10 protein-coding genes are annotated in these 20,722 nt (G+C 66.2%); all 10 read right to left on the bottom strand.

The annotated features are described in order from the left end of the window. Positions 1–40: 40 nt before the first annotated feature. The 10 genes from AAF604_12965 to AAF604_12920 all read right to left on the bottom strand — a co-directional run bounded on the left by AAF604_12965 (position 41) and on the right by AAF604_12920 (position 20,605). Positions 41–646, bottom strand: coding sequence for a sigma-70 family RNA polymerase sigma factor (locus AAF604_12965; GenBank protein ID MEM7050569.1), 606 nt, complete (start codon positions 644–646; stop codon positions 41–43). Between the two features lie 65 nt (positions 647–711). Next, complete coding sequence (locus tag AAF604_12960; GenBank protein ID MEM7050568.1) at positions 712–3,615, bottom strand: tetratricopeptide repeat protein; 2,904 nt, start codon at positions 3,613–3,615, stop codon at positions 712–714. 216 nt (positions 3,616–3,831) lie between these two features. After that, entirely contained in the window at positions 3,832–8,001 is a 4,170-nt protein-coding gene (locus AAF604_12955) for an NBR1-Ig-like domain-containing protein (protein ID MEM7050567.1), read from the bottom strand. A gap of 441 nt (positions 8,002–8,442) precedes the next feature. Next, positions 8,443–9,105, bottom strand: coding sequence for a sigma-70 family RNA polymerase sigma factor (locus AAF604_12950; GenBank protein MEM7050566.1), 663 nt, complete (start codon positions 9,103–9,105; stop codon positions 8,443–8,445). Between the two features lie 239 nt (positions 9,106–9,344). Then, a complete protein-coding gene (locus AAF604_12945; GenBank protein MEM7050565.1) occupies positions 9,345–12,245 on the bottom strand; it encodes a tetratricopeptide repeat protein in 2,901 nt (966 codons plus the stop codon). 120 nt (positions 12,246–12,365) lie between these two features. Beyond that, entirely contained in the window at positions 12,366–16,250 is a 3,885-nt protein-coding gene (locus tag AAF604_12940) for an NBR1-Ig-like domain-containing protein (protein MEM7050564.1), read from the bottom strand. A 634-nt stretch (positions 16,251–16,884) separates the two neighbouring features. After that, positions 16,885–17,478 (bottom strand): sigma-70 family RNA polymerase sigma factor, encoded by a 594-nt coding sequence (locus AAF604_12935; GenBank protein ID MEM7050563.1) that lies wholly within the window; start codon positions 17,476–17,478, stop codon positions 16,885–16,887. Beyond that, positions 17,475–19,733, bottom strand: a complete 2,259-nt coding sequence (locus AAF604_12930) for an AAA family ATPase (GenBank protein ID MEM7050562.1) — start codon at positions 19,731–19,733, stop codon at positions 17,475–17,477. Before AAF604_12930 ends, AAF604_12935 begins: the two co-directional genes overlap by 4 nt. Positions 19,734–19,754: 21 nt before the next feature. Continuing rightward, positions 19,755–20,075 (bottom strand): ATP-dependent Clp protease adaptor ClpS, encoded by a 321-nt coding sequence (locus AAF604_12925; GenBank protein ID MEM7050561.1) that lies wholly within the window; start codon positions 20,073–20,075, stop codon positions 19,755–19,757. A 224-nt stretch (positions 20,076–20,299) separates the two neighbouring features. After that, positions 20,300–20,605 carry a hypothetical protein gene (locus AAF604_12920; GenBank protein ID MEM7050560.1) on the bottom strand — a complete coding sequence of 102 codons (306 nt, stop codon included), beginning with the start codon at positions 20,603–20,605 and terminating at the stop codon, positions 20,300–20,302. Positions 20,606–20,722 lie beyond the last annotated feature (117 nt).

Here is a 20,722-nt window from a genome sequence, read left to right as displayed (position 1 = left end):
GCCATAGGGCTCAGGCTAGGGAAGCGGTCGGAATCCGCCGTCAGCCTGGCGGGCCCAACTCCTTGATCAGCCAGGCGCGGGCCAGACGCCAGTCGCGCACGACGGTCGACTGTCCCACTTCCAGAACCTCGGCCACTTCGTCGAGGATCAGGCCGCCGAAGTAGCGAAGCTGGACGACACGGGCTTTGCGCGGGTCCTTTTTTTCGAGGCGATCGAGAGCCTCGTCGAGGGCCAACAGGTCCGCCGAGCGCTGGGGATCCGACGGCAGAAAGTCCTCTTCCAGCTCGACCTGAATCGCCCCACCGCCACGGCGCTGGCGAAAGTGGGCCCGGGCGTGGTCGATCAGCACGCGGCGCATGACGATGGCCGCGATGGCGAAGAAATGACTGCGGCTGGTGCTGTTCGGGCGCTGCCGCAAGACCAGCCGGACGTAGGCCTCGTGAACCAGCGCCGTCGGCTGCAGGGTGTGATCGCGGCGGTTCCGGCGCAACTGCCGTCGAGCCAGGTTCTTGAGCTCGTCGTAGACCAGGGGGACCAGGGCTTCGAAGGCGGTTTCATCCCCATCCCGCCAGCGTCGCAAGAGTCGCGTCACCTGGCCGGCGCTGGTCGGCGAGCCGTGCTCGCCCGCTTCGAGATCTGGCTCCATGGTCCTCCCCACCCGGAACCGGTTCGGCGCGGTCCGGGCGGAGGCCATCCTAACCGGCGTTCGGGTCAGTGGCTGCTTTGGCTTTGTCGCAGGGCGGTGCGGGCCGAGGGATGACCGTGGGGTGGGCGATCGATGGTTGGCGGTAGTACTTCGATCGCGCGCTGAAGGTGGAGAGTAGCTTCCCGATCTCGCCCCTGATCGATCAACGCGAGGCCCAGGCCGAGCTCGGCCTGACCGGCGTGAAGGCTTTGCGGTCCGATCGTCTCGAGGGCCAGCGCCAGGGATTGGCGGGCTTTTTCCTCCGCTTGGTGGGGTCGGCGGCGGGCGAGGTCGAGGGCGACCTCGACATTTTGGTAGCGCAGTCGGTCGGGCAGCATGAGGGTCTCGATCTTGCCGACCGGGGCCTGTTCGAGCAAGGAAGAAGCGAGATCGAGATCTCCTCGGCGCAGCGCCAGGGCTGCTTCGATCGACGCCCGACGAATCGCTCGGCGGACATCGTTCTTCTTCGGACGGGGCGGGATCTCAGCAATCAGTTGCGAGGCCCGGTCGAGCTGGCCTAGGTCGAGGGCGACCTCGGCCTGGAAGAGACGGGACAAGGCACCGGTGTAGCTATTCGGGGCCAGCCCCATGGCCCGCTCGAAGGCCTGACGGCTCGCCTCCAGGTCGCCCGAGGCCCGCTCGACATGACCGATGAGGTGCCAGCCGTCCATGATGATGCTGTGGTTCTCGGGATAGAGGCGAGAAACCCGTTCCAGGGACTCGGCAGCGAGCTCCCGGGCGGTTCCGAGGCGACCACGGTCGAGGGCGACCCGGGCCGCCCACATCAAGGCGCTGCCGAGATGGGGGTGGTCGTCGCCGGAGGAGGCTCGCATGCGGCGCAGCGCCTCGGCGAGGTTCGCTTCGGCTTGCCGGTAGTCGCCGAGCGTCGCCGCCACCGCCCCCAGGTTGTAGTAGGAAGCGATCACCAGGGGATGATCCTCGCCGAGATTGCGTTGGTGAGCTTCGAAAACGCGGAGCATCAGGTCCCGGGCTCGCTCGATTTCCCCGGTCTCGAACCATACCGCCGCCAGTGCTTCGCTGGCGATGACGGTCTGCGGGTGGTCGTCTCCGTAGCGCTGGCTCCTTCTTTCGACGGCTTCACGCAGCAGAGCCTGGGCTGGCTCCATGCGCACCTGGATGCGCCGCAGGGTGCCGAGCTCGATCAATGCGTCCTCTAGGACCTCGCTTTCGCTTTCGGGAGCACTCCGGAGAGTTTCCAGCGAGTCGACCAGGAGTCGTTCGGCCCGTTGATTACGACCGCGGAGGCGCTCAATGCGGCCCTGCAGCAGACCGACCTTGGCGAGCTCGATGCGGTCGCCGGCGCCGGAGTCCCCGAGCAGCTGGCGGGATGCCTCGAGGTCGCGGGAGGCGGTCTCCAAATCTCCGGCCTCGATCCGGGCGTCGGCAACCAGCGCCAGCAGTTGGGCTCGCTGCCGGGTGCGTTTGCCGGGCATCCGCGATTCGATCTCGAGGGCGCGCAGAAAGAGGTCGCGAGATTCGGCGACGTGCCCCAGGTTGCCGTAGATTTCGCCCAGGACCGTCAGAACCTCGGCCTTGAGCCTCTCCTGGCCCTGGAAGTCCTGCTCGAGGCGCTCGACTCCGCGGTCGAGCATGCGCCGCGCGGTGACCGGAGCGGGAACCCCGTGGAGGGGATCAAAGCCCTCGAACATGCCCTTGAGATAGTCGGTGATGATCTCGGCGCGGACTTTCTCGCGCTGTGTTTGGCGCTGTTCGGTAAGCAGCAGGATGCCGAAGGCGAGGATCGAAACGGCAGCGATGAAGGCGGCCGCCATGGCATAGACGTTTCGCCTCAGAAAGCGGCTGGCGGAGTAGCGCAGGCTGCGCTGCCGTGCTCGCACCGGTTGTAGGGACCGGTGCCGCTCGAGGTCCTCGGAGAGGGCTGCGACCGAGTCGTAGCGTTCGGCGATGTCCTTGCGCAGGGCGCACAGCACGATGGCGTCGAGGTCGCCGGTGAGGCGCAGCTTTCGCTCTGGTGCGGCGGCCACGCTCGGTCGGGCAGGCTCGAGCTCGCGGACGGCGGCGGCGACCTGCTGACGACTCGCGGACTTGTGGCGAAATGGGTGAGCGCCGGTGAGCAGCTCGTAGAGAAGAACTCCCAGGCCGAAGACATCGGCGGCGGTGGTCACGGGACGCCCTTCGATCTGCTCGGGACTGGCGTAGCCGGGCGTCATCAGGCGCAGCTCGTGGGCGGTCTGTTCGGAGTCGACCCTTTCCAGGAGCTTCGCCGTCCCGAAGTCGAGCAGCTTCGGCGTGCCGAAGGGAGTGACGAGGATGTTGCTCGGTTTGAGATCCCTGTGGATGACCAGGTTGCTGTGGGAGTACCGCACCGCGTCACAGATCCTCAGAAACAGGTCGAGGCGTTGATCGATGGTGAGCTGGTTGGACTCGGCGTAGCGGTCGATCGGCTCGCCTTCGACGTACTCCATCACCAGGTAGGGGCGACCATCGCGCGTGGCGCCACCGTCGATCAGGCGGGCGATCGAGGGATGGTCGAGCTGGGCCAGGATCTGGCGCTCGCGGCGGAATCTCTCGAGGATCGACTCGGTGTCCATACCGCGCTTGATGACCTTGAGGGCGACCTGCTGGTTGAAGTAGCCGTCGCCCCGTTCCGCGAGGTAGACGGATCCCATGCCGCCGTGGCCCAAGGGACGGACGATTCGGTAGCGACCGATCCGGGTACCGGACGGGAAGATCTGGTCCGTCGCCAGAACCTGGAAGGCCTCGTCCGAGGCGGTGCCGTCGATCCAGCCGGAAGGCGACTCGGCGGCTGCCAGAAGGGACTCGACTTCGGCACGGAGGGAATCGTCGCCGCATTCAGCTTGCAGGAAGGACTTTCGGTCCTCCGGTGGAAGGTCCCAGGCCCGGTGGAAGAGCTTGTCGAGTCGCTGCCAGCGTTCGGTTTCGCTCATGGAGAATGAAGTCAGAGCTGGTTCTCGGAAATCGGGCGGACTCTACGTCTGGGTGCTGGGCCAGGTCCGCCGAGTGATTGGAATAGTACAAGTCGCGGTGCTCGTTCCGACCCTGGCAACCGCTGCTCGGATCCTGACGCTCGAGGAAAAAAGACCGGGGCGCCACCGCGCCGGCGCCCCGGGAACGGAGGACCGCAATTGCTCAGGTCCCCGCGATCAAGGTTCCTCTCCGTCGCAGAAGACTTCGACCTCGAGGAGGATTGGCGATCCGAAGGTGCCGCTGCCGGTCTTCTTCATCTGCCAGTCGGAGAGGTAGGAGTCCTCTTCCATGGGGGCCTCGAACCAGCGTCGAAACTCGACCGTGTCCTGAGGCCCGGTGGTGACGCCGTCGGGGAACGGGATGTTGGCGGTATTGGCGAGAGGATCGGTGCCTCCGATGGCCTGGAGGCTGTACCCGTCGGCCTTGGTCCAGGTGGTGGTGCCGACGTTCTTGACCCAGATGCTGGCCCAGACTCGTTCTCCGCAGTCGAGGCTGAGAGGCAGGTTCGAGTCGTAGAAGGTGGCGTCGTCGGTGCCTCCGCCACCACCGTCGGTGCAGGTGACGTTGACGTTCTGGATGGCCTGCGGTCCGAAGCCTCCGGTTCCGACGCGGTGGAGCCGCCAGTCGGTGAGGTACCAGCCGGGTGTTCCGGGTGCCGTGAGGGCGACCTGGAAGGTGTGGCTCTGGTCGGGTCCGATCGAGGCATTCGAGGGCAGGCGGATGGTGGTGTTACTGGTGAAGGGGTCGGTGCCTCCGATGGCCCGCAGCTCGTAGCCGCCGGCGCGGGTCCAAGTGGTGTTGCCGGTGTTCTTGAGGGTGATGTTGGCGTTCTGGGTGCCGCACCCCATGGTTCCCGGCAGGGTTTCCGACTGGAGCTGGGCGGCATCGGTGTCGCCACCGCCACCGCCGCCCCCGTCGCAGTCCACCGTGACATCGGCCACCGCCATGCCCCCGAACTCGCTCCAGCCCTGGCGGAACATGCGCCAATCGGTGCGGTAGGTGCCGCTGGTTCCCGGTGCCTCGAGGGGGATGGAGAAGTCGTGCTCTTGCCCCGGTGCGATGTTGAGGTTGGCCGGCAGCAGCACCTCGAGGTCGTTGGTCAGCGGATCGCTGCCGCCGACGGCTCGCAGGCGATAGCCGTTCGCCGCCGTCCAGGTGCTGGTGCCGTTGTTTCGCATGGTGACGACGGCGGTGGTGCTGCCGTCGCAGGCCATGGTTGTCGGGAGCGTCGAACTGGCCACGGTGGCGTTGTCGATCGGATCCTCGCCGCCGCCGCCACCTTCGCAGGTGACGGTGACGGTCGCCGTGGCCTTGACTCCGAAGAGGCTGCTGCCCCGGGCCATCCGCCAATGGGAGGTGTAGGTTCCGGCCTCGGCGGGCGCCAGCAGCGGAATGGTGAAGAGGTCGCTGTCGTTCGGGGACACCACTCCGTCGACGGCGATCGCCTGGGTGGTCGCCAGGGGATCGGCGCCGCTCGGAGCATGCAGGCCGAACCCGCCAGGGCCGGTCCAGGTGGAGGTGCCGGTGTTCTTCATGCGCACGCTGGCGGTGGCGCTTTCGCCACAGGTCAGCTCGCTGGGAAAACTGATCAGCGTCGGCTGGGCGTCGTGCTCCGGATCGCCACAGGAGACGGTGACGTTGCGGCTGACCACCGGGCCGAACTCCCCGACGCCGGTCTGTTTCATGCGCCATTCGGAGGTGTAGGTGCCCTCCGTGGAAGGCGCCTGCAGGGGAATCTCGAAAGCATAGATCTGGCCGGGATTGACCGTGATGTTGGTTGGCAGGCCGATGGCGGTGCTGTCGGCCAGTGGGTCGGAACCACCGCGAGCGAACAGGTGGTAGCCGTCGGCGGAGGTCCATTGAGTGGTGCCGGTGTTTTCGACCGAGATCGTCGCGGTGGTCGTTTGATCGCAGTCGAGGCTCGACGGGAAGTTGACCGAGAACATCTCGGCATCGTTGGTGCCGCCGCCGTTGCCGTTGTCGAACACCACGGTGATGTTCCTCATGCCGGGGACGGTGTTGGGTCCGCGGTCGGCCACCACGCTCAGGGTGTGAACCCCATCGGCGAAGGCGGTGGTGTCGAGATGGCCTCGGAAGGCGGTGTTGGAGTTGCAGTTGGGAGTCGAGTACTCGCCGCAGGTCAACGGGTCCGGCTGGTTGATCTGCAGGTTGGTGAGTGGCACCGGATTGCCGTTGAGGAAGGCGCGAATGCGGCTGACGCCGTCCTCGTCGTCGCGCGCCACGCCCACGATCTCCATCGTGCCGGACCAGGTGCTGCCGCTGCGGTTGCGCACGAAGACCTTGGAGCCGACCAACGTCGACGGCGGATCTCCGCCCTCGGTGACAGGCTGTCCGAGCTCCTCCTCGCCCCAGTTGTCCGCGCATCCGGCCAACTCGAAGATGTCGACCGGCTGAGTTTCGGTGTTGCCGCTGGCGTCGGTAACTTCGATCTCCCCTTCGCCGATGAAGGTCCACTCGTCCCGGCACTGGTTGCCTTCGCAGTTGCCGAACAGGTGGCACCAGTACTCCGGTCCGACAGTACAGCCGATATTGGCCACGGTGTCGCCGGAGATCTGAAAACTGCTCGGTACCACGCTTCCGCATTGCATGCCGGTGCCGGTTTGTCGGATGGTCAGGTTGACCTGGCTGCCCTCCGCAACGAGGGAGCTGAAGTAGGTCGGGCCAGCATGGGCCGTGACGGTGATGACTTCATTGGCGATCAGGGCGCCCGTTTGATCGCTGTAGGCGAACAACTCCAAGGAAACCGATCCCTCGCTCTCCTCCCCATCGAAGGTGTCGACGTCGATCTCGCCGCCCACTTGATAGAGCCCGGGTGGCGTCTGGGTGCCACCGCCGCAGGTGTCCTCGCCATCGGCCGATGACTGGCAGTCGCACTGAACTTCGATGGTGGTTGCCCCCGACACGGTGGTTTCGACGCGTGGGCAGGAGATTCCCTGGCTGCCGGAGATGAACTTCACTCGCACCGAGGAGCCGTCGACCATCGTGTAGTCGAGGGGCAAGGTCACGGGCGAGCCGTCCGCCAAGCCGTGAATTCTCTGGTACTCGCTATCGGGAAAGAACCCTGGATTCGGCAGGACGTTGAGGTTGGCGTGCTGGCCCAGATCGAGGCCGGTGACTCGAAGTGTGACCGGCACTCTGGTGCGACAGGCGGGGCAGTACTCGCTGTACTCGGCCTTCCAGGGCACGGCGTCGAACGGGGAAAGCTGGAGCTCGAGCGCAAAGCCATTGTAAGCAGCGACAACGGTGACGCCACACAGACAAAACGGGCAGACCTTGTAGGCGCAGCCCCAGCCGATGGTGCCCAGGGCTCTGGTATTCGAGTCGCCGAGGTCGTTCCTGGTGGCAACGCCAGGGCCTGGACTCAGACGATGGCACCTCCACCAGGTTCCAATGTTCGGATTGGCGACGCAGGCCCCTGAGCCCAGCACCGGAAAGGGGGAAGACCGGGCGATGCAAGACTCGGTGCACTTGCACTTGAAACCGGCCGTGACGTTTGCCAGGTGCCCGTTGTGTGAGGGGGTCGAGAGGGCTTCGTTGGGAATGCCAGGAATCGGTTGCGCGCCGTAGGAACCGACCCAATCCGGGGGGCTGAAGTCATAGCCGCGGGACAGGTCGAATTCCCAGGCTACGCACTGTTGCGAGCTGGATGTGGTCGCTTCGGCCTGCTGGGATTCCGCCAAGGATGAGGGCTTCGCTGCTGACTGCCTGCTGCGGTCATCGTCGGCGATCCAACCGATAGCGGTCGCGATGTGGGGTATGAGAGCGTCCAAGAGTCGGTAGGAGACGCTGGTACCTCGTTCGGTGGCGAACCAGAAGGCAATGGCGTAGTGGTCCCTCTGTTGGTCACCGAGGGAGGCCTGGACACGAAAAGAAGTGACATATTTCACTTTGCGCCAGGCTCGATCTTCGTTGGTGAGCTCGTCGATGACGTTTCGAAGGCTCAGCGAGCTGACCAGTGTCGCATCAGGCTGAGAGAAGTAGGGAGGGAGCGGTTGGTCGCTCCATGAGCCGGTCAAGCGCGGTCCGATCGGTCCGGAGGAACCCGTTTCTTCGAGCTCGATGAGGAATCCCTCGGGGGGTGTGACAAGGGACAACCAGGAGTGATTCGAGAACTCTTCTCGAGTCAGGTGGAGGAAACTCGAGACTTCGAGCCGAAGCGCATCACCGGTCGCCTTGGCGACGGTGGTGTAGTGCTCTTCGATGACCGTCTCGCGGCCAGCGGGAGTCGAGAGGTCCTGACTCGCTGACGCAGGCCAGGCGGTCAGGGTGGTGATCAGAGCGAAGGCGAGAACGAGTCGTCGGGGCGAACCGGATTTCGGGCGCATGCAGTCTCCAGAGATTCGGTGGAACGTCACCGGTCAGCAGATGTGTGTACCTACTTCAAGCTGCGGTGGCTCGTCGCAGGCTCCGTCATCGAATCTCGAAGAGGGTTGGGTCGAGGTGGAATGCCTCGACGAGAAAGCGAGGGTGCAGGGGGACCGAGCAGACGAAGAGCTCGGTGCTGAAGGTGGCCCCTGGGGAGGCCGGCAGGGGGCTCTAGCAGGCTGCTGAAAAAGTCCGCTTCGCGACTTTTCCAGCGCTGCTAGCTGTTTTTCCGAGAGGGGCTACGCGCCCCTGACTACGCGTCCCGCTCCGGCCCAAGAAGCGCGGTTCTTGGGCCTCCTCTCCCGTCGCGGCGGCTACGCCACCGCCGGGCCCTCTCGGGCCCGGTCGCAGGTTGCCGACGAGTTTTTCAGCAACCTGCTAGGTGGCTCGCTTGCCCTGGCTCAGTCTTGGTGGGGGCTTCTGCGAGGGGCCGGAGGATGGACACGGCCTGACCGAGTGGCCGACAGGTTCGGCCCGCGATTCTCGGAGCCGAGCTTGGTCAGCAGCCAGGCCCTCGCCAAGCGCCAGTCGCGCACCACCGTCGCCTGGGAGACCTGAAGGATCTCGGCGACCTCGTCGAGGGTCAGACCGCCGAAGAAGCGGAGCTGCACCAAGCGCGCCTTGCGCGGATCCCGCCGTTCGAGCCGATCGAGGGCTTCGTCGAGGGCCAGCAGATCCGTGGTTCGTTGGGGGCTGGTGACCTCCAAGGCCTCTTCGAAGTCCACCTTGAGGGATCCGTCGCTGCGCCGCAGGCTCTGATGGGACCGGGCATGGTCGATCAGGACGCGGCGCATCACCAGGGCGGCGATGCCGAAAAAGTGGGTGCGATCCTCCCACTCGGGGTTTTGCGGGCCCAGAAGACGTACGTAAGCCTCGTGAACCAAGGCCGTCGGTTGCAGCGTGTGGTCGACCCGTTCGCGGCGAAACTGTCCTCGCGCCATCTTGAGGAGGGTTTCGTAGACCAGCGGCACGAGAGCCTCGAGGGCGGCCTCGTCCCCCGCCCGCCAGCGTTGCAAGAGCCCGGTGACTTGGTGCGCTTCCTGGGTTGGCTCGGAGGTGGTCATCTCTCGCGCAAGATCTTATCGCCCGGTCGAGGGCTTCTTGGTGAGCCTTCGCAGACCCGGACCAATTCGTCTTCGACCAGGCCGGCGAGGAGCGCCTCGAAGGACGGCGGCGGCGGGCTCGATTTCGCTGTCCAGATCGTGACGCTCGACGATGCTGGGACTGTCTCGTTCGCGGTGATCGTCGAAGCCCAGCCAGGCAGGTCCCTGATTGTCTCCTAGGCTCCTCCGCAACGGTTCCGTCAGGAGAGGTTCGCCAGCGCTTGCCGTGCCGTCGGGGATCCCTGAGGCGGCCGGTCGCGGGGCGCTGGCAGCAAGGCCTCGGCCTTTTCGAGGTGGGAGCGAGCTTCGGAAGCTCGTCCCTGGGCTTGCAGTGCCAGTCCGAGGGCGAGCTCGCACTGGCCCGTTCGCGTTGCCCTCGGTCCCACCGTCTCGTGGGCTCGATGGAGGGCCTTGCGGCTGCGCTCTTCGGCGAGCTGTGGGCGGTTGGCGGCCAGGTCGATGGCGGCCTGATAAATCTCCAGCAGAAGCTGGTCGGCGACGCTCAGGCTCTTGACGGCGCGGCTCAAGGCTTGTTGTCGATGCACCTCGGCCTGTTCGAGTTCTCCGCGCCGTAGGTCAATCGACCCTCGAGCGATGTCCGCTCGGGTCCTGAGCCTGAGGTCGCCTCGGCCGGGAGTTTGAGAGATTCGCTCGAGCCATTCCTCCGCCTCCTCGAGGCGATCCTCGTCGAGACTGAGCTCGGCCAGATAGAGGTTGACGAGTCGCCGCTCATGGTTGTTCGGGGCCGTGGTGCGAGCCTCTTCCAGGAGCTTGCGTGCCTCCGCGGGTCGTCCGGCATCGCGCTCGATTCGGGCGAGCAGGGTGAGCGTGTCGACGATGATCGGATGACCCTCGGGAAAGCCCGGACGGGCCCTCACCAAGGCCTCCCGGCCATGGGTGCGGGCCGTCTCGAGGTCGCCGCGGTCGAAGCCGACACGGGCCGACCAGAGCAGCGCCGGCACGATCTGCGGGTGCTCCTTGTCGTGGTGATTGCGCATTCGGTCGAGGGCCTCGGCCAGGTGCTCGGCGGCCTCTTGATAGTTGCCGAGAGTGGCGAAGAGGGCGCCGCGATTGAAGTAGCTGGCGAGCACGCTGGGGTGATCGTCGCCGAAGATCTTGCGTCGGGCGACGAGGACGCGTCCGGTGATTTCCTCCACCTGATCGAGCTGTTCGAGATCGAAGAGCTGGGCTCCCAGGGCTTCGAGGGCGACGATGGTCTTGGGATGGTCGTCGCCGTGGCGGGCGCTGCGTCGATCGACCGCCTCCTGAATCAAGTCCCGGGCCGCCTCGGGCCTTTGCAAGTGCCCGAGGGTCAAGCCCAACTCGACCAGAGCGATGTCGATTCGCTCGGCGGCTTCCTCGGGGTGGGTGCGCAGGCCGTCGAGAGCCGGCTGGAGGAGCGCCATGGCGGCGTCATACTCACCGGAGGTACGAAGCAGGGCGCCGAGCCGCAGGCGGCCGCTGTCGGCTTCGAGGCTGTCGCCGAGGCCGGCCGATTCGAGCTCGACGAGGTTGCCCTCGAGACGGCGGCGCGCGCTTTCGAGGTCGTTGAAGCTGATCTCTGCGGCGTCGACCCGGTTGAGGAGGTCGGCGCGCTGTCGTGGGCGATTCCCCAGGCGCTCGCGCTCGAGGGCGAGCGCCGAAAGGAGGATCTCGTGGGCCTTCTCGGGAAAACCGAGATTGGTGTAAATCTCTCCCAGGACTTTGGCGACTTCGGTCTCGAGCTCCGGCGCTTCGCCGAGCTCGCCGGCCAGGCGATCCGCTCCCCGGTCGAGCATCTCGCGGGCGGTCACCGGCTGCTCTTCCCCGCGCAGGGGATCGAAGCCGTCGAAGAGGCTTTGCATGAACTCGGTCATCGCGGTCAGGCGGACCTTTTCCTGGCGCGTTTCCCGCTGTTCCCGCACCAGGGCCGCCAGCCAGAGCCCGGCCATGGTCAAGGTCACCAAGGTGGCGCCCAGCACCAGCCGGTGGCGCTTGAGAAAGCGCTGGGCGCGATAGCGCCGATCTCCTTGCCGGGCGCGCACCGGTTTGGTCGTGCGGTGGCGTTCGATGTCTTCGATCAGGGCGGCGACCGAATCGTAGCGATCCTCGGGCTCCTTGCGCAGGGCACACAGGGTGATGGCGTCGAGGTCGCCCCGGAGGCGCGTTTGCCGGTTCCTCGGCGCCACCGTGCTCGGCCTCGGGGCCGGGCGCTCGGTTACCGCATAGGCCATCGCCTGGCGGTCGACGCCGGCCTCGCGGAAGGGATGGCGCTCGGTGAGCAGCTCGAAGAGCAAGACGCCGAGACCGAAGACGTCCGAGGCGGTCGTCATTGGGCGACCGTCGAGCTGCTCCGGGCTGGCGTAGCCGGGCGTCAGGAGGCGCATGTCGTAGGCGGTCTGGCCTTCTTCCGAGCTTTCGAGGAGCTTGGCGGTGCCGAAGTCGAGGAGCTTGGGAGCTCCGTCTTTGGTCACCAAGATGTTCGAGGGTTTGAGGTCGCGATGGATGATCAGGTTGCGGTGCGCGAACTGCACGGCTTCGCACACCTCCAGGAACAGGTCGAGACGCTGATCGATCGCCAGTCGATGCTTTCCGACGTACTGATCGATCGGTTCTCCCTCGATGTGCTCCATCACCAGATAGGGGCGACCTTCGGGAGTGGCGCCGCCGTCGAGGAGACGCGCGATGCCGGGATGATCGAGGTTGGCGAGGATCTGCCGCTCGCGGCGAAAGCGGGTCAGGAGGGCAGCGGTGTCCATGCCCTGCTTGATCACCTTGAGGGCGACCCGCTGGTCGTAGTGGCCATCACTGCGCTCGGCGAGGTAGACGACCCCCATGCCACCATGGCCGAGGGTGTCGAGCACTCGGTAGCGCCCGATCAACGCTCCCCGAGGGAACTGCTGGTCCGAAGAGATCAGCTCGATCGCCGTTTGCGAGGCCGAGCCATCGATCCAGCCGTCGGGCAGTACATCCGCTGCCAGGAGACCTTCCAGTTCCCGTTTCAAGGCCGCGTCGTCGGCGCAGGCGCGGTCGAGAAAGGGCTGGCGCTCATCGGGCGGCAACTCGCTCACCTGGTGAAACAGGTCGTCGAGCTTCTTCCAGCGGGCGTTGTTTGCGCTCATCGTTCCTCGGATCCGTCCGTTGCGGGTGATCCAGCCTAATCCTGGTGGCTCGTAAATACAAAAAGACCGGGGCGACGTGGGCCGCCCCGGTGAGTGGCAGGCCTTACGGCCCGATAGGACTCATGGTTCTCCGCCGCCGTCACCGCCGGAGAAGCACATCACCTCGACCTCCATGGCGATGAGGGCTCCGAAGGTGCCGTGGCCGGTCTTGTGCATCTTCCAGTCAGAGACCAGGAAGGCCTCCTGGTTCGGGGCTTCGAACCAGCGGCGGAACTTCACCGTCTGCTGCGGCTCGACGGTCTCGCCGGCCGGAAGCGGCATGCTGGCGGTGCCGGCGAGGGGATCGATACCGCCGATCGCCTGCAGGCTGTAGCCCTCGGCGCCGGTCCAGGTGGTGGTGCCGACGTTGCGCACCCAGATCTCGGCCCACAGGCCGTCACCGCACTCCATCGACAGCGGCAGATTGGAGTCGTGGAAGATGGCGTCGTCGGTACCGCCGCCGCCATCGCTGCAGGTGACCTGGATATCGCGGCTGATGTCCGGTCCGAAGGGCGTGCCCTCGCGGTGGAGCTGCCAGTCGGTGCGATACCAGCCGGGAGTTCCGGGCGCGGTCAGAGTGAGGCCGAAGGTGTGCTGCTGCTGCGGACCGATCTGGACCCCGCTCGGCAACTGCACCCGCGTGCTCTGGGAGAACGGATCGGTCCCTCCGACGGCGCGCAGCTCGTAGCCGGCGTCGCGGCTCCAGGTGGTGTTGCCGGTGTTCTCGAAGGTGATGCTGGCCTGCACCGTGCCACAACCCAGCGATGCCGGCAGGGTGTCGGCGAGGCGGCGGGCGGCGTCGGTATCGCCACCCCCTCCGCCACCCCCTCCGCCACCACCACCCCCTCCACCGCCACCCCCTCCGTCACCGCCGCAGGAGACGGCGACGTCGGACTGGGCGAAGGCGCCGAAAGGGCTCCAGCCCAGGCGATCCATGCGCCAGTCGGTACGGTAGGTGCCGCTCGCCGACGGTGCCGTCAGCGCGACCTGGAAGGTGTGCTGCTGGCCGGGAGCCACGACGACACTCGAGGGCAGCGGCACCACCACCGTGCTGGTGAGGGGATCGCTGCCGTCGACGGCGCGCAGGCGGTAACCATCCGACGCCCTCCAGGTGCTGGTGCCATTGTTCTGGAAGGTCAGGCTGGCGGTCATGCTGCCGGAGCAGGGCAGCGAGCTCGGCAGATTGGCGGCCACCAGCGAGGCGTTGTCGACCTCCTGCTGGCCGCCTCCGCCGCCACCACCACCGCCACCGTCCGAGCAGGTCACCTGCACCGTGCCGCTGGCGACGTCACCGAAGAGGGACGCGAACCGGCTCATGCGCCAGTGAGAGGTGTAGCTGCCGGCGGTGTCCGGTGCTCGCAGGGGGATCTGGAAAGCTCTGCCATCGTTCGGCGGTACCGGAGCGGTGAGCGGAATGCTCGTGACGGTTGCCAGGGGATCGCTACCGCTCGGTGCGCGCAGTGTGTAGCCGCTGCCGCTGTCCCAGGTGGTGGTGCCGGTATTGCGCAGGGTCACCGTCGCCGTTGCGGTGGTTCCGCACTCGAGCTCGCTTGGAAAGCTGACCGAAAGCAAGCTCGAATCATTGACCGACGTGTTGCAGGTCACCACGACATCGCGGACAGCGATCCACGGACCGAAACCGCCGACGCCGGTTTTTCGCATCCGCCAGTCGGAACGATAGGTTCCTTCTGCGGTCGGGGCCTGCAATGGGAAATTGAAAGTCACCGTCTGGTCTGGCGCAATGCTCTGACCGGGCGGAATCGGAAAGGACGTTGTCGTCGCTACTGGATCGGAATTCCCGACCGCTGCGAGGCGATAGCCCGCCGCCGCCGTCCACGTTGCAGTGCCGGTGTTGCGCACGCTGATGCTCGCGGAGCCGGCGGCGCCACAGGCCATCTCGGTCGGGAAATGCACTGCGCCTGGAGCCGAGTCGTTCTCTTCGGCTTGGTTGCCGTTGGCGAAGTTCAGGGTGACGTTTCGCATGCCGGGGACCGTGCCGGGGCCGCGGTCGGCGACGATGCTGAGGGTGTGCGGACCATCGCTGAAGCCTCGTGTGTCTAGCTTGGCCCGGAATCCCGAGTTGGGGTTGCAGTTTGCGGTTTGGTACTCGCTGCAAGTCAGCGGATCGAAGGTGTTGATGGCGAGGTCGGTGAGGGCCACCGGCTGTCCGTCGACGAAGGCGCGAATTTGGCTGACGCCATCCTCGTCGTCGCGGGCGACTCCCGTAACCTCGATGACTCCAGACCAGGTGGAGTTCTCGCGGTTGCGCACGAAGACCTTCGAGCCGATCAAATTCGATGGCGTCGCGGCCGCTGCGGCCGTGCCGGCAGTGCGCTGGCCGCCGAGCTCGTAGTTGCCCGAACAGCCGAGGAGCTCATAGATGTCGACCGGCTGGGAGGAGGTTTCCCCGCCCTCGTCGATGACTTCGATCTCTCCTTCACCGATGAAGGTCCAGACGTCTTGACAATCGTCGTCGCAGATCCCCAAGACTTCGCAGTCGTAGCGTGGTCCGGTGGTGCACGCGACCCAGGCCACGGTGTCGTTGTTGATCTCGAAGGAATTGGGCACGAAGTTGCCGCAGTTCATGCCGATGCCTGACTGTTGAATGTAAAGCTCGACCCGGCTTCCTTCCTCGACCAGGGGGCCGAAGTAGCTGACCTCGGCGTCGGCATTCACGATGACCGTGTCGCTGGCGACGAGCCCGCCGTGGAAGGGGTCGTAGACATCCATTGCGGCCCGAATACTGCCCTCGCCTTCGACGCCATCGAAGGTGTCGAGGTCCATCTGGGCGCCGACTTGGTAGAGGACGAGGGGAGTCGAGCCACAGCCGTCATCGCCCTCGGCCCCTCGCTCGTTGCAGGAACAATCGATGTCGAGCAAGAGGAAGCTCCGACCTCCGGACGGTCCGGGCATCGGGCTGTTGTCGGTCACTTGGCAGCGTTCCGGACCACTCACTCGGGAAATGAAGTTGACCTGGTAACCCTGATAGCCGTTGGCGGCGCCGGAGCCATCGGCATTCTGCAGGTTGGCGCGAAAACTGGATCCGTCGGAGGACCCTTGAGCCTGGAGGGTGGCGAGAAATTCTCCGGTGGCGCCGGAGGACGGACCGATCCCGATGACGTAGGACAGGCTTTCGTCCGCCTCGAGCCCCGTGATTTGTGCCGAAAGCGACATGCGCGGGCATTGGTTCACCACGTCGTTGCACGTGCAGTCGAACTGGAAGGTCAGATCTTCGCTCCCGAAAACGTTGCTCGTCGGAACGGTGGAGTCGAGGATGCAGGTCCGCCGTCGGTGGTCGGGGATGTTCGGCGTTTGCACTCGAGGCGTCTCGAACACGACCTGGTCGCCTTCGGCGCACTCGTCCAGGATTTCCTTGAAGGTGCCATTGTCGTTCAGGGTGACGGTTCCCGAATCGCGGACGAGTCCGTTCGAGGCCCGACATTCAGCCTGAATTTCGACGGATTCTGCAGAAAGGAGCCCGGTGGCACCGACGTCTGCACTGCGCAGGAAGCTGACTTCCTCACAGAGATGGCCGTACTGCGCCGGGAACTGCTGGCAGTAGCACTCGAGGCTAGCGTGAGTACAGTTACCGATACCTTCGACCGGGTCGGTGGTGAGGAAGTCGAGGCAGAAGCTGAGCCCTGGAATCGAAGCGCCGCAGCCAACGAGGCAGGCAAAGTTGGTGCCGGGAACCGCGGCGCAGGCGCAGGAGATCACTCCCACGGCGATGCTTGTCAAGCAAAGACCAAGATCGATCCCTGCGCCGATGTAGAGGTCGTTGGTACAGCCGCAGAACGAGGCTCCGCAGTTGTCGATGGGAGCATCGTCACAGCCCTGCTCGAAAACCGGCGGTAGGTTGCCACTGCCGAGGTTCGAAACGGCACCGGTCAGAGCCTGGAAGTTTCCTGCAGCGGCGATGGCGCTGGCCTTGGAAGATTCGGTTCTCTCAACGGACAGAACTCGCAAGTCCCGACTCCCTTGCCTCAAGACGAGGAGTCGGCCTGTGACTGTGCTGGGCTTTTCTGAGTGCGGTCCGATGAGCTGTCCGCTGACCTGGTAGGTCTCGGTGAAGACGTAGAGCTCTTCTCCCTGGGGCAGCCAGAGGTCCGATGAGATCTCCGTCCGAGTACCGGCGATCTCGACGAATGTGCCGGTTCCGAAGCTTCCGTCCGCGAGGACCGTGGTGGCGAGCCAGGGGAGATCCGGGCTCGCATCGCGTGGCGCTGGCTTCAGTTCGAGGTACGCCCCCTGACCCGAACCTTGTCCCCAGTGCTGAAGCCAGATTCTGTCGACGGAGGAAGCTGCCGCGGGAGCTTGAAAGGTGCCATCCGGTGGTTCGATGACAGCCTGCTCGGCAGCCAGGCTTTGAGCAAGAGCCAGGCCAGCGACGAGCAGAACCAGAAGGAAGAATGGACAACGGCGTCGGGAATAGATCGGGCGCATGAAACCTCCTGATGGATGCCTTCGCGGGGTGCCCCGTTCGGCGAATGAATGCGTACCTATTCCTGGTTGCGCCGGGATCGAGAAAACTCGGTCATGGCCCGTTGGGCCGGGGGAGGGAGGGGCTGACCTGGGGGCCGGCCCGGGGGGCGAAAGGGCCCTAAGCGGTGGCGCCGAGCTCCTTGAGGAGCCAGGCGCGGGCCATGCGCCAGTCGCGCACCACCGTCACCGGCGCAACCCGCAGGACCTCGGAGACTTCGTCCAGGGTGAGACCGCCGAAGAAGCGTAGCTGGACGACCCGGGCCTTGCGCAGGTCGTGCTCCTCGAGGCGCCCGAGGGCGTCGTCGAGGGCCACCAGCTCGGCGGTCGCGGCGGGGTCCGTGAACAGCAGGTCGTCCTGGAGCTCGACCTGGACCGCTCCGCCACCGCGGCGCTGTCGATTGAGAGCGCGAGCATGCTCGATCAGAACCCGCCGCATCACCACCGAGGCGACGGCGTAGAAGTGTGCGCGACCTTGCCAGTCGGGCGTCTGGTCGCCGAGCAGGCGGACGTAGGCCTCGTGCACCAGGGCGGTGGCTTGCAGGGTGTGGTTCTGACGCTCGCTGCGTAGCTGAGTGCGGGCGAGAGCGCGCAGCTTCTCGTAGACCAGCGGTAGCAGGGCCTCGAAGGCTTCCTCGTCTCCGGACCGCCAGCGCAGCAGCAGACCGGTGATCTCGAGCTGCGCGCCCGAGAGCTCGCTGGGATCGGCGGTCATGGATCCCCGAAGCTCAGCACGAAGTTCCCTTTCTCCACGGCGACTCGCACCCTGCCGCCCTTCGCCAGGGCTCCGAAGAGCAGCTCATCGGTGAGCGGCCGCTTGATCTCGTCCTCGATCACTCGCGCCAGGGGGCGAGCGCCAAAGGCCGGATCATGGCCCTTGTCGGCGAGGAGCTGGCGGGCTGCGGGCGTCAGCTCGAGGTGCACCTTCTTGGCCGCCAGGGGCTGGCGCAGCTCGTCGATCAGCTTGTCGACGATGCGCACCATGACCTCGGGGGTGAGGGCGGCGAAGCGCAGGCGGGCGTCGAGGCGGTTGCGGAACTCGGGGCTGAACAGGCGCTCGACGGCGCGGTCGCCGTCGGAGGCCTTGACGGTGCCGGCCTCGGCCTCGACGAAGCCGGGGCTGCGGCGAGCCATTTCCTGGGCACCGACGTTCGAGGTCATCAGCAGGATGACGTGGCGAAAGTCGGTGGCCTTGCCGTTGGTGTCCGTCAAGGTGCCGTGATCCATCACCTGCAGCAAGAGGTTGAAAACGTCCGGATGGGCTTTCTCGATCTCGTCGAGGAGCAGGACGGCGTGGGGGCTCTGGCTCACCGCCTCGGTGAGCAGACCGCCGCGATCGAAGCCGACGTAGCCCGGGGGCGCTCCCACCAGTCGCGAGACCGTGTGCTGCTCGCGGTACTCGCTCATGTCGAAGCGCAGGAAGGCGACGCCGAGGAGCTCGGCGAGCTGTTTGGCGACCTCCGTTTTGCCGACGCCGGTCGGGCCGGTCAAGAGGAACGAGCCGACCGGCTTCTGCTCCTCGCGCAGGCCGGCGCGCGCCACCTTGATGGCGTCCACCAAACGTTCGAGGGCGGCGTCCTGGCCGAAGACCCGCTCCTTGAGCTCGGCCTCGAGGTGGCGCAGGCGCTCGCGATCGTCGCCCTTGACGGTGACCTGAGGAACCCGCGCCATGCCGGCGACGACTTTCTCGATCTCGGCGGCTCCGACCTGCTTGCCGCCCTTGAGAGCAACCGCCGCTCCGGCCTCGTCGAGCAGGTCGAGGGCCGAGTCCGGCAGCCGCCGGTCGCGCAGGAAACGGCCGGCGAGGTCGGCGGCGGCGCGTAAGGCGGGGCCGGTATAGCGCACCCCGTGGTGGCCCTGGTACTGCTCCCGCAAGCCTTGGAGGATCTGGACCGTGTCCTCGACGGAAGGTTCCCGGACCTCGATCTTCTGGAAGCGGCGGGCGAGGCCCGAGTCGCGCTCGAAGCTCTGGCGGAGCTCCTCCCAGGTGGTGGCGCCGATCAGCCGCAGGCGCCCTCCCTGGAGGGCGGGCTTGAGGAGGTTGGAAGCGTCGAGGGTGCCGCGGCCGGCGCTGCCGGCTCCGACCAGGGTGTGGATCTCGTCGATGAAGAGGATCGGACTGTCTTGCTCTTCGAGGGCCGTCAGCACCGCCTTGATACGGTTCTCGAAGTCGCCCCGGTAGCGGGTGCCGGCGAGCAGGGTGCCGAGGTCGAGGCGGTAAACCCGCGCTTCGGCGAAGCGCTCCGGGACCTCGCCCCGGGCGATGCGGCGGGCGAAGCCCTCGGCCAGGGCGGTTTTGCCGACGCCCGGATCGCCGACGAAGAGGGGATTGTTCTTGCGCCGCCGCTGGAGCACCTGGAGGGTGCGGTCGAGTTCCTGGCGGCGCCCGATCAGGGGATCGATGGCGCCGCCCTCGGCAAGGGCCGTGAGGTCCTGGGTGAAGGCGGCGAGGGCATCGGCGGCGGAAGCTCCTTCGTCGTCTTCGTCGAAGTCGCCTTCGGGGGTCGGCTGGGCGGCCGGGCGAGGCGAGTCCTCGGCGCGTGAGATCCCGTGGGCCAGGTAGTTGATGACGTCGAGGCGGCTGATGCCCTCCTCCTGGAGCAACTGAACGGCGAAGGACTCGGTTTCGAAGAACACCGCGGCCAGGAAGTCCGGTCCCTCGATCTCGTCTCGGCTGGCACCCTCGACCTGGGCGCCGGCGCGGGTCAGGGTGCGGTGGAGGGCGAGGGACAGGCGGGGCTCGATCGGCCGATCTTGCGGCGTTGGCTCGAGCTCGTCGTCGAGGAAGGTCTGCAGGCGGTCGCGCAGGCGCCGCACGTTGGCGCCGGCGTGGCGCAACACCTCGGCGGTTCCTTCGTCGAGGGTGAGGGCGTGGAGCAGGTGCTCGAGGCCGGCGTACTCGTGGCCCATGCGGCCGGCTTCGGAGACCGCCACGGTGAGACAGATTTCGAGATCTTGGGCCAGTTTCATGATCGCTCGTCCTCGAGGCTCCTAGGCCTCCTCAACGGTCATCAGCAGAGGCATGCCGCGTGCTTCGGCCTCGGCGGTGACCTCGGCGACCTTGGTTTCCGCCACGTCCTTGGGGTAGATGCCGGCGACACCGATGCCCTTGTGATGCACTTGCAACATGACGTGTGTGGCCTCTGCCGGGCTCTTGTGAAAATGCCGCACCAGAACTTCGACGACGAAGTCCATGGTGGTGTAGTCATCGTTGTGGAGCACCACCTTGAAGCGCCGCGGGCGGCGGCGCTCGGCTTTCTCTTCGGCGGCCAGTCCGGCATCCGGATCCGAATCGAAATCGAAGCGGCTCATGGCGCCCAACGGTACGCTTTTCAGTGGGTGTGAAGCAAGAAGGTACGCCCTATCACGGGCGAGCTTGAGCCGGCAGGCTGCTGAGAAACTAGGGCCGTCCTGGATGGGGTCGCCCAGGATTGGGTCGCCCCGGAAACGGAGAGTCTGGCCGGTCGCGAGGCGCACGACCTGTGCGTCGCCGGGCCGCGCAGGCCTGAGGGGCGCGCCTTTACCCCCCTGAAAAGCTACAGTCCGAGGGACACCCAGGCGATGGCGGCGGCGGCGGTGATTGCCGGAAGGGCGAAGAGGTTCCAGTTCAGGACCCTTTCACCGGCACGCTCGACGGCGCGATCGCCGAGGCGACGGTGATCGCCGCGGGTGACGAAGCGATGGGCGGCGACGTACCGGCCGAGGGCGTGGGCTCGCTGCAGCGGTGCCGGAGGGCCGGCGGCGGTGCGCCGAACTCGGCGCAGCAAGCGCCGGGTCAGCCAGAGGGAGACGCCTTCGGCGAACAACAGGGCGATGGTCATCGGTGCCAAGATTTCGCTCACACCTTTAGATACGCGGACTTAGGCCGGACAGTTGCGTCTTTCGGCAAGCTCTGTTGGAGCTTCCCGGGTCGAAAATGGCGCGGTGAGGGCCTTCCGGGGTATATACTCGCCACCGAG

It is taken from the genome of Acidobacteriota bacterium, from assembly GCA_039028635.1.
Taxonomy (GTDB): Bacteria; Acidobacteriota; Thermoanaerobaculia; order Multivoradales; family JBCCEF01; genus JBCCEF01.
This window is presented reverse-complemented; position numbering and strand designations above follow the sequence as displayed.

Excerpts from the sequence above, each read along its gene's own strand:
- AAF604_12965 (MEM7050569.1), bottom strand. The coding sequence starts at position 646 with ATGGAGCCAGATCTCGAAGCGGGCGAGCACGGCTCGCCGACCAGCGCC.
- AAF604_12960 (MEM7050568.1), bottom strand. The coding sequence starts at position 3,615 with ATGAGCGAAACCGAACGCTGGCAGCGACTCGACAAGCTCTTCCACCGG.
- AAF604_12955 (MEM7050567.1), bottom strand. The coding sequence starts at position 8,001 with ATGCGCCCGAAATCCGGTTCGCCCCGACGACTCGTTCTCGCCTTCGCT.
- AAF604_12950 (MEM7050566.1), bottom strand. The coding sequence starts at position 9,105 with ATGACCACCTCCGAGCCAACCCAGGAAGCGCACCAAGTCACCGGGCTC.
- AAF604_12945 (MEM7050565.1), bottom strand. The coding sequence starts at position 12,245 with ATGAGCGCAAACAACGCCCGCTGGAAGAAGCTCGACGACCTGTTTCAC.
- AAF604_12935 (MEM7050563.1), bottom strand. The coding sequence starts at position 17,478 with ATGACCGCCGATCCCAGCGAGCTCTCGGGCGCGCAGCTCGAGATCACC.
- AAF604_12930 (MEM7050562.1), bottom strand. The coding sequence starts at position 19,733 with ATGAAACTGGCCCAAGATCTCGAAATCTGTCTCACCGTGGCGGTCTCC.
- AAF604_12925 (MEM7050561.1), bottom strand. The coding sequence starts at position 20,075 with ATGAGCCGCTTCGATTTCGATTCGGATCCGGATGCCGGACTGGCCGCC.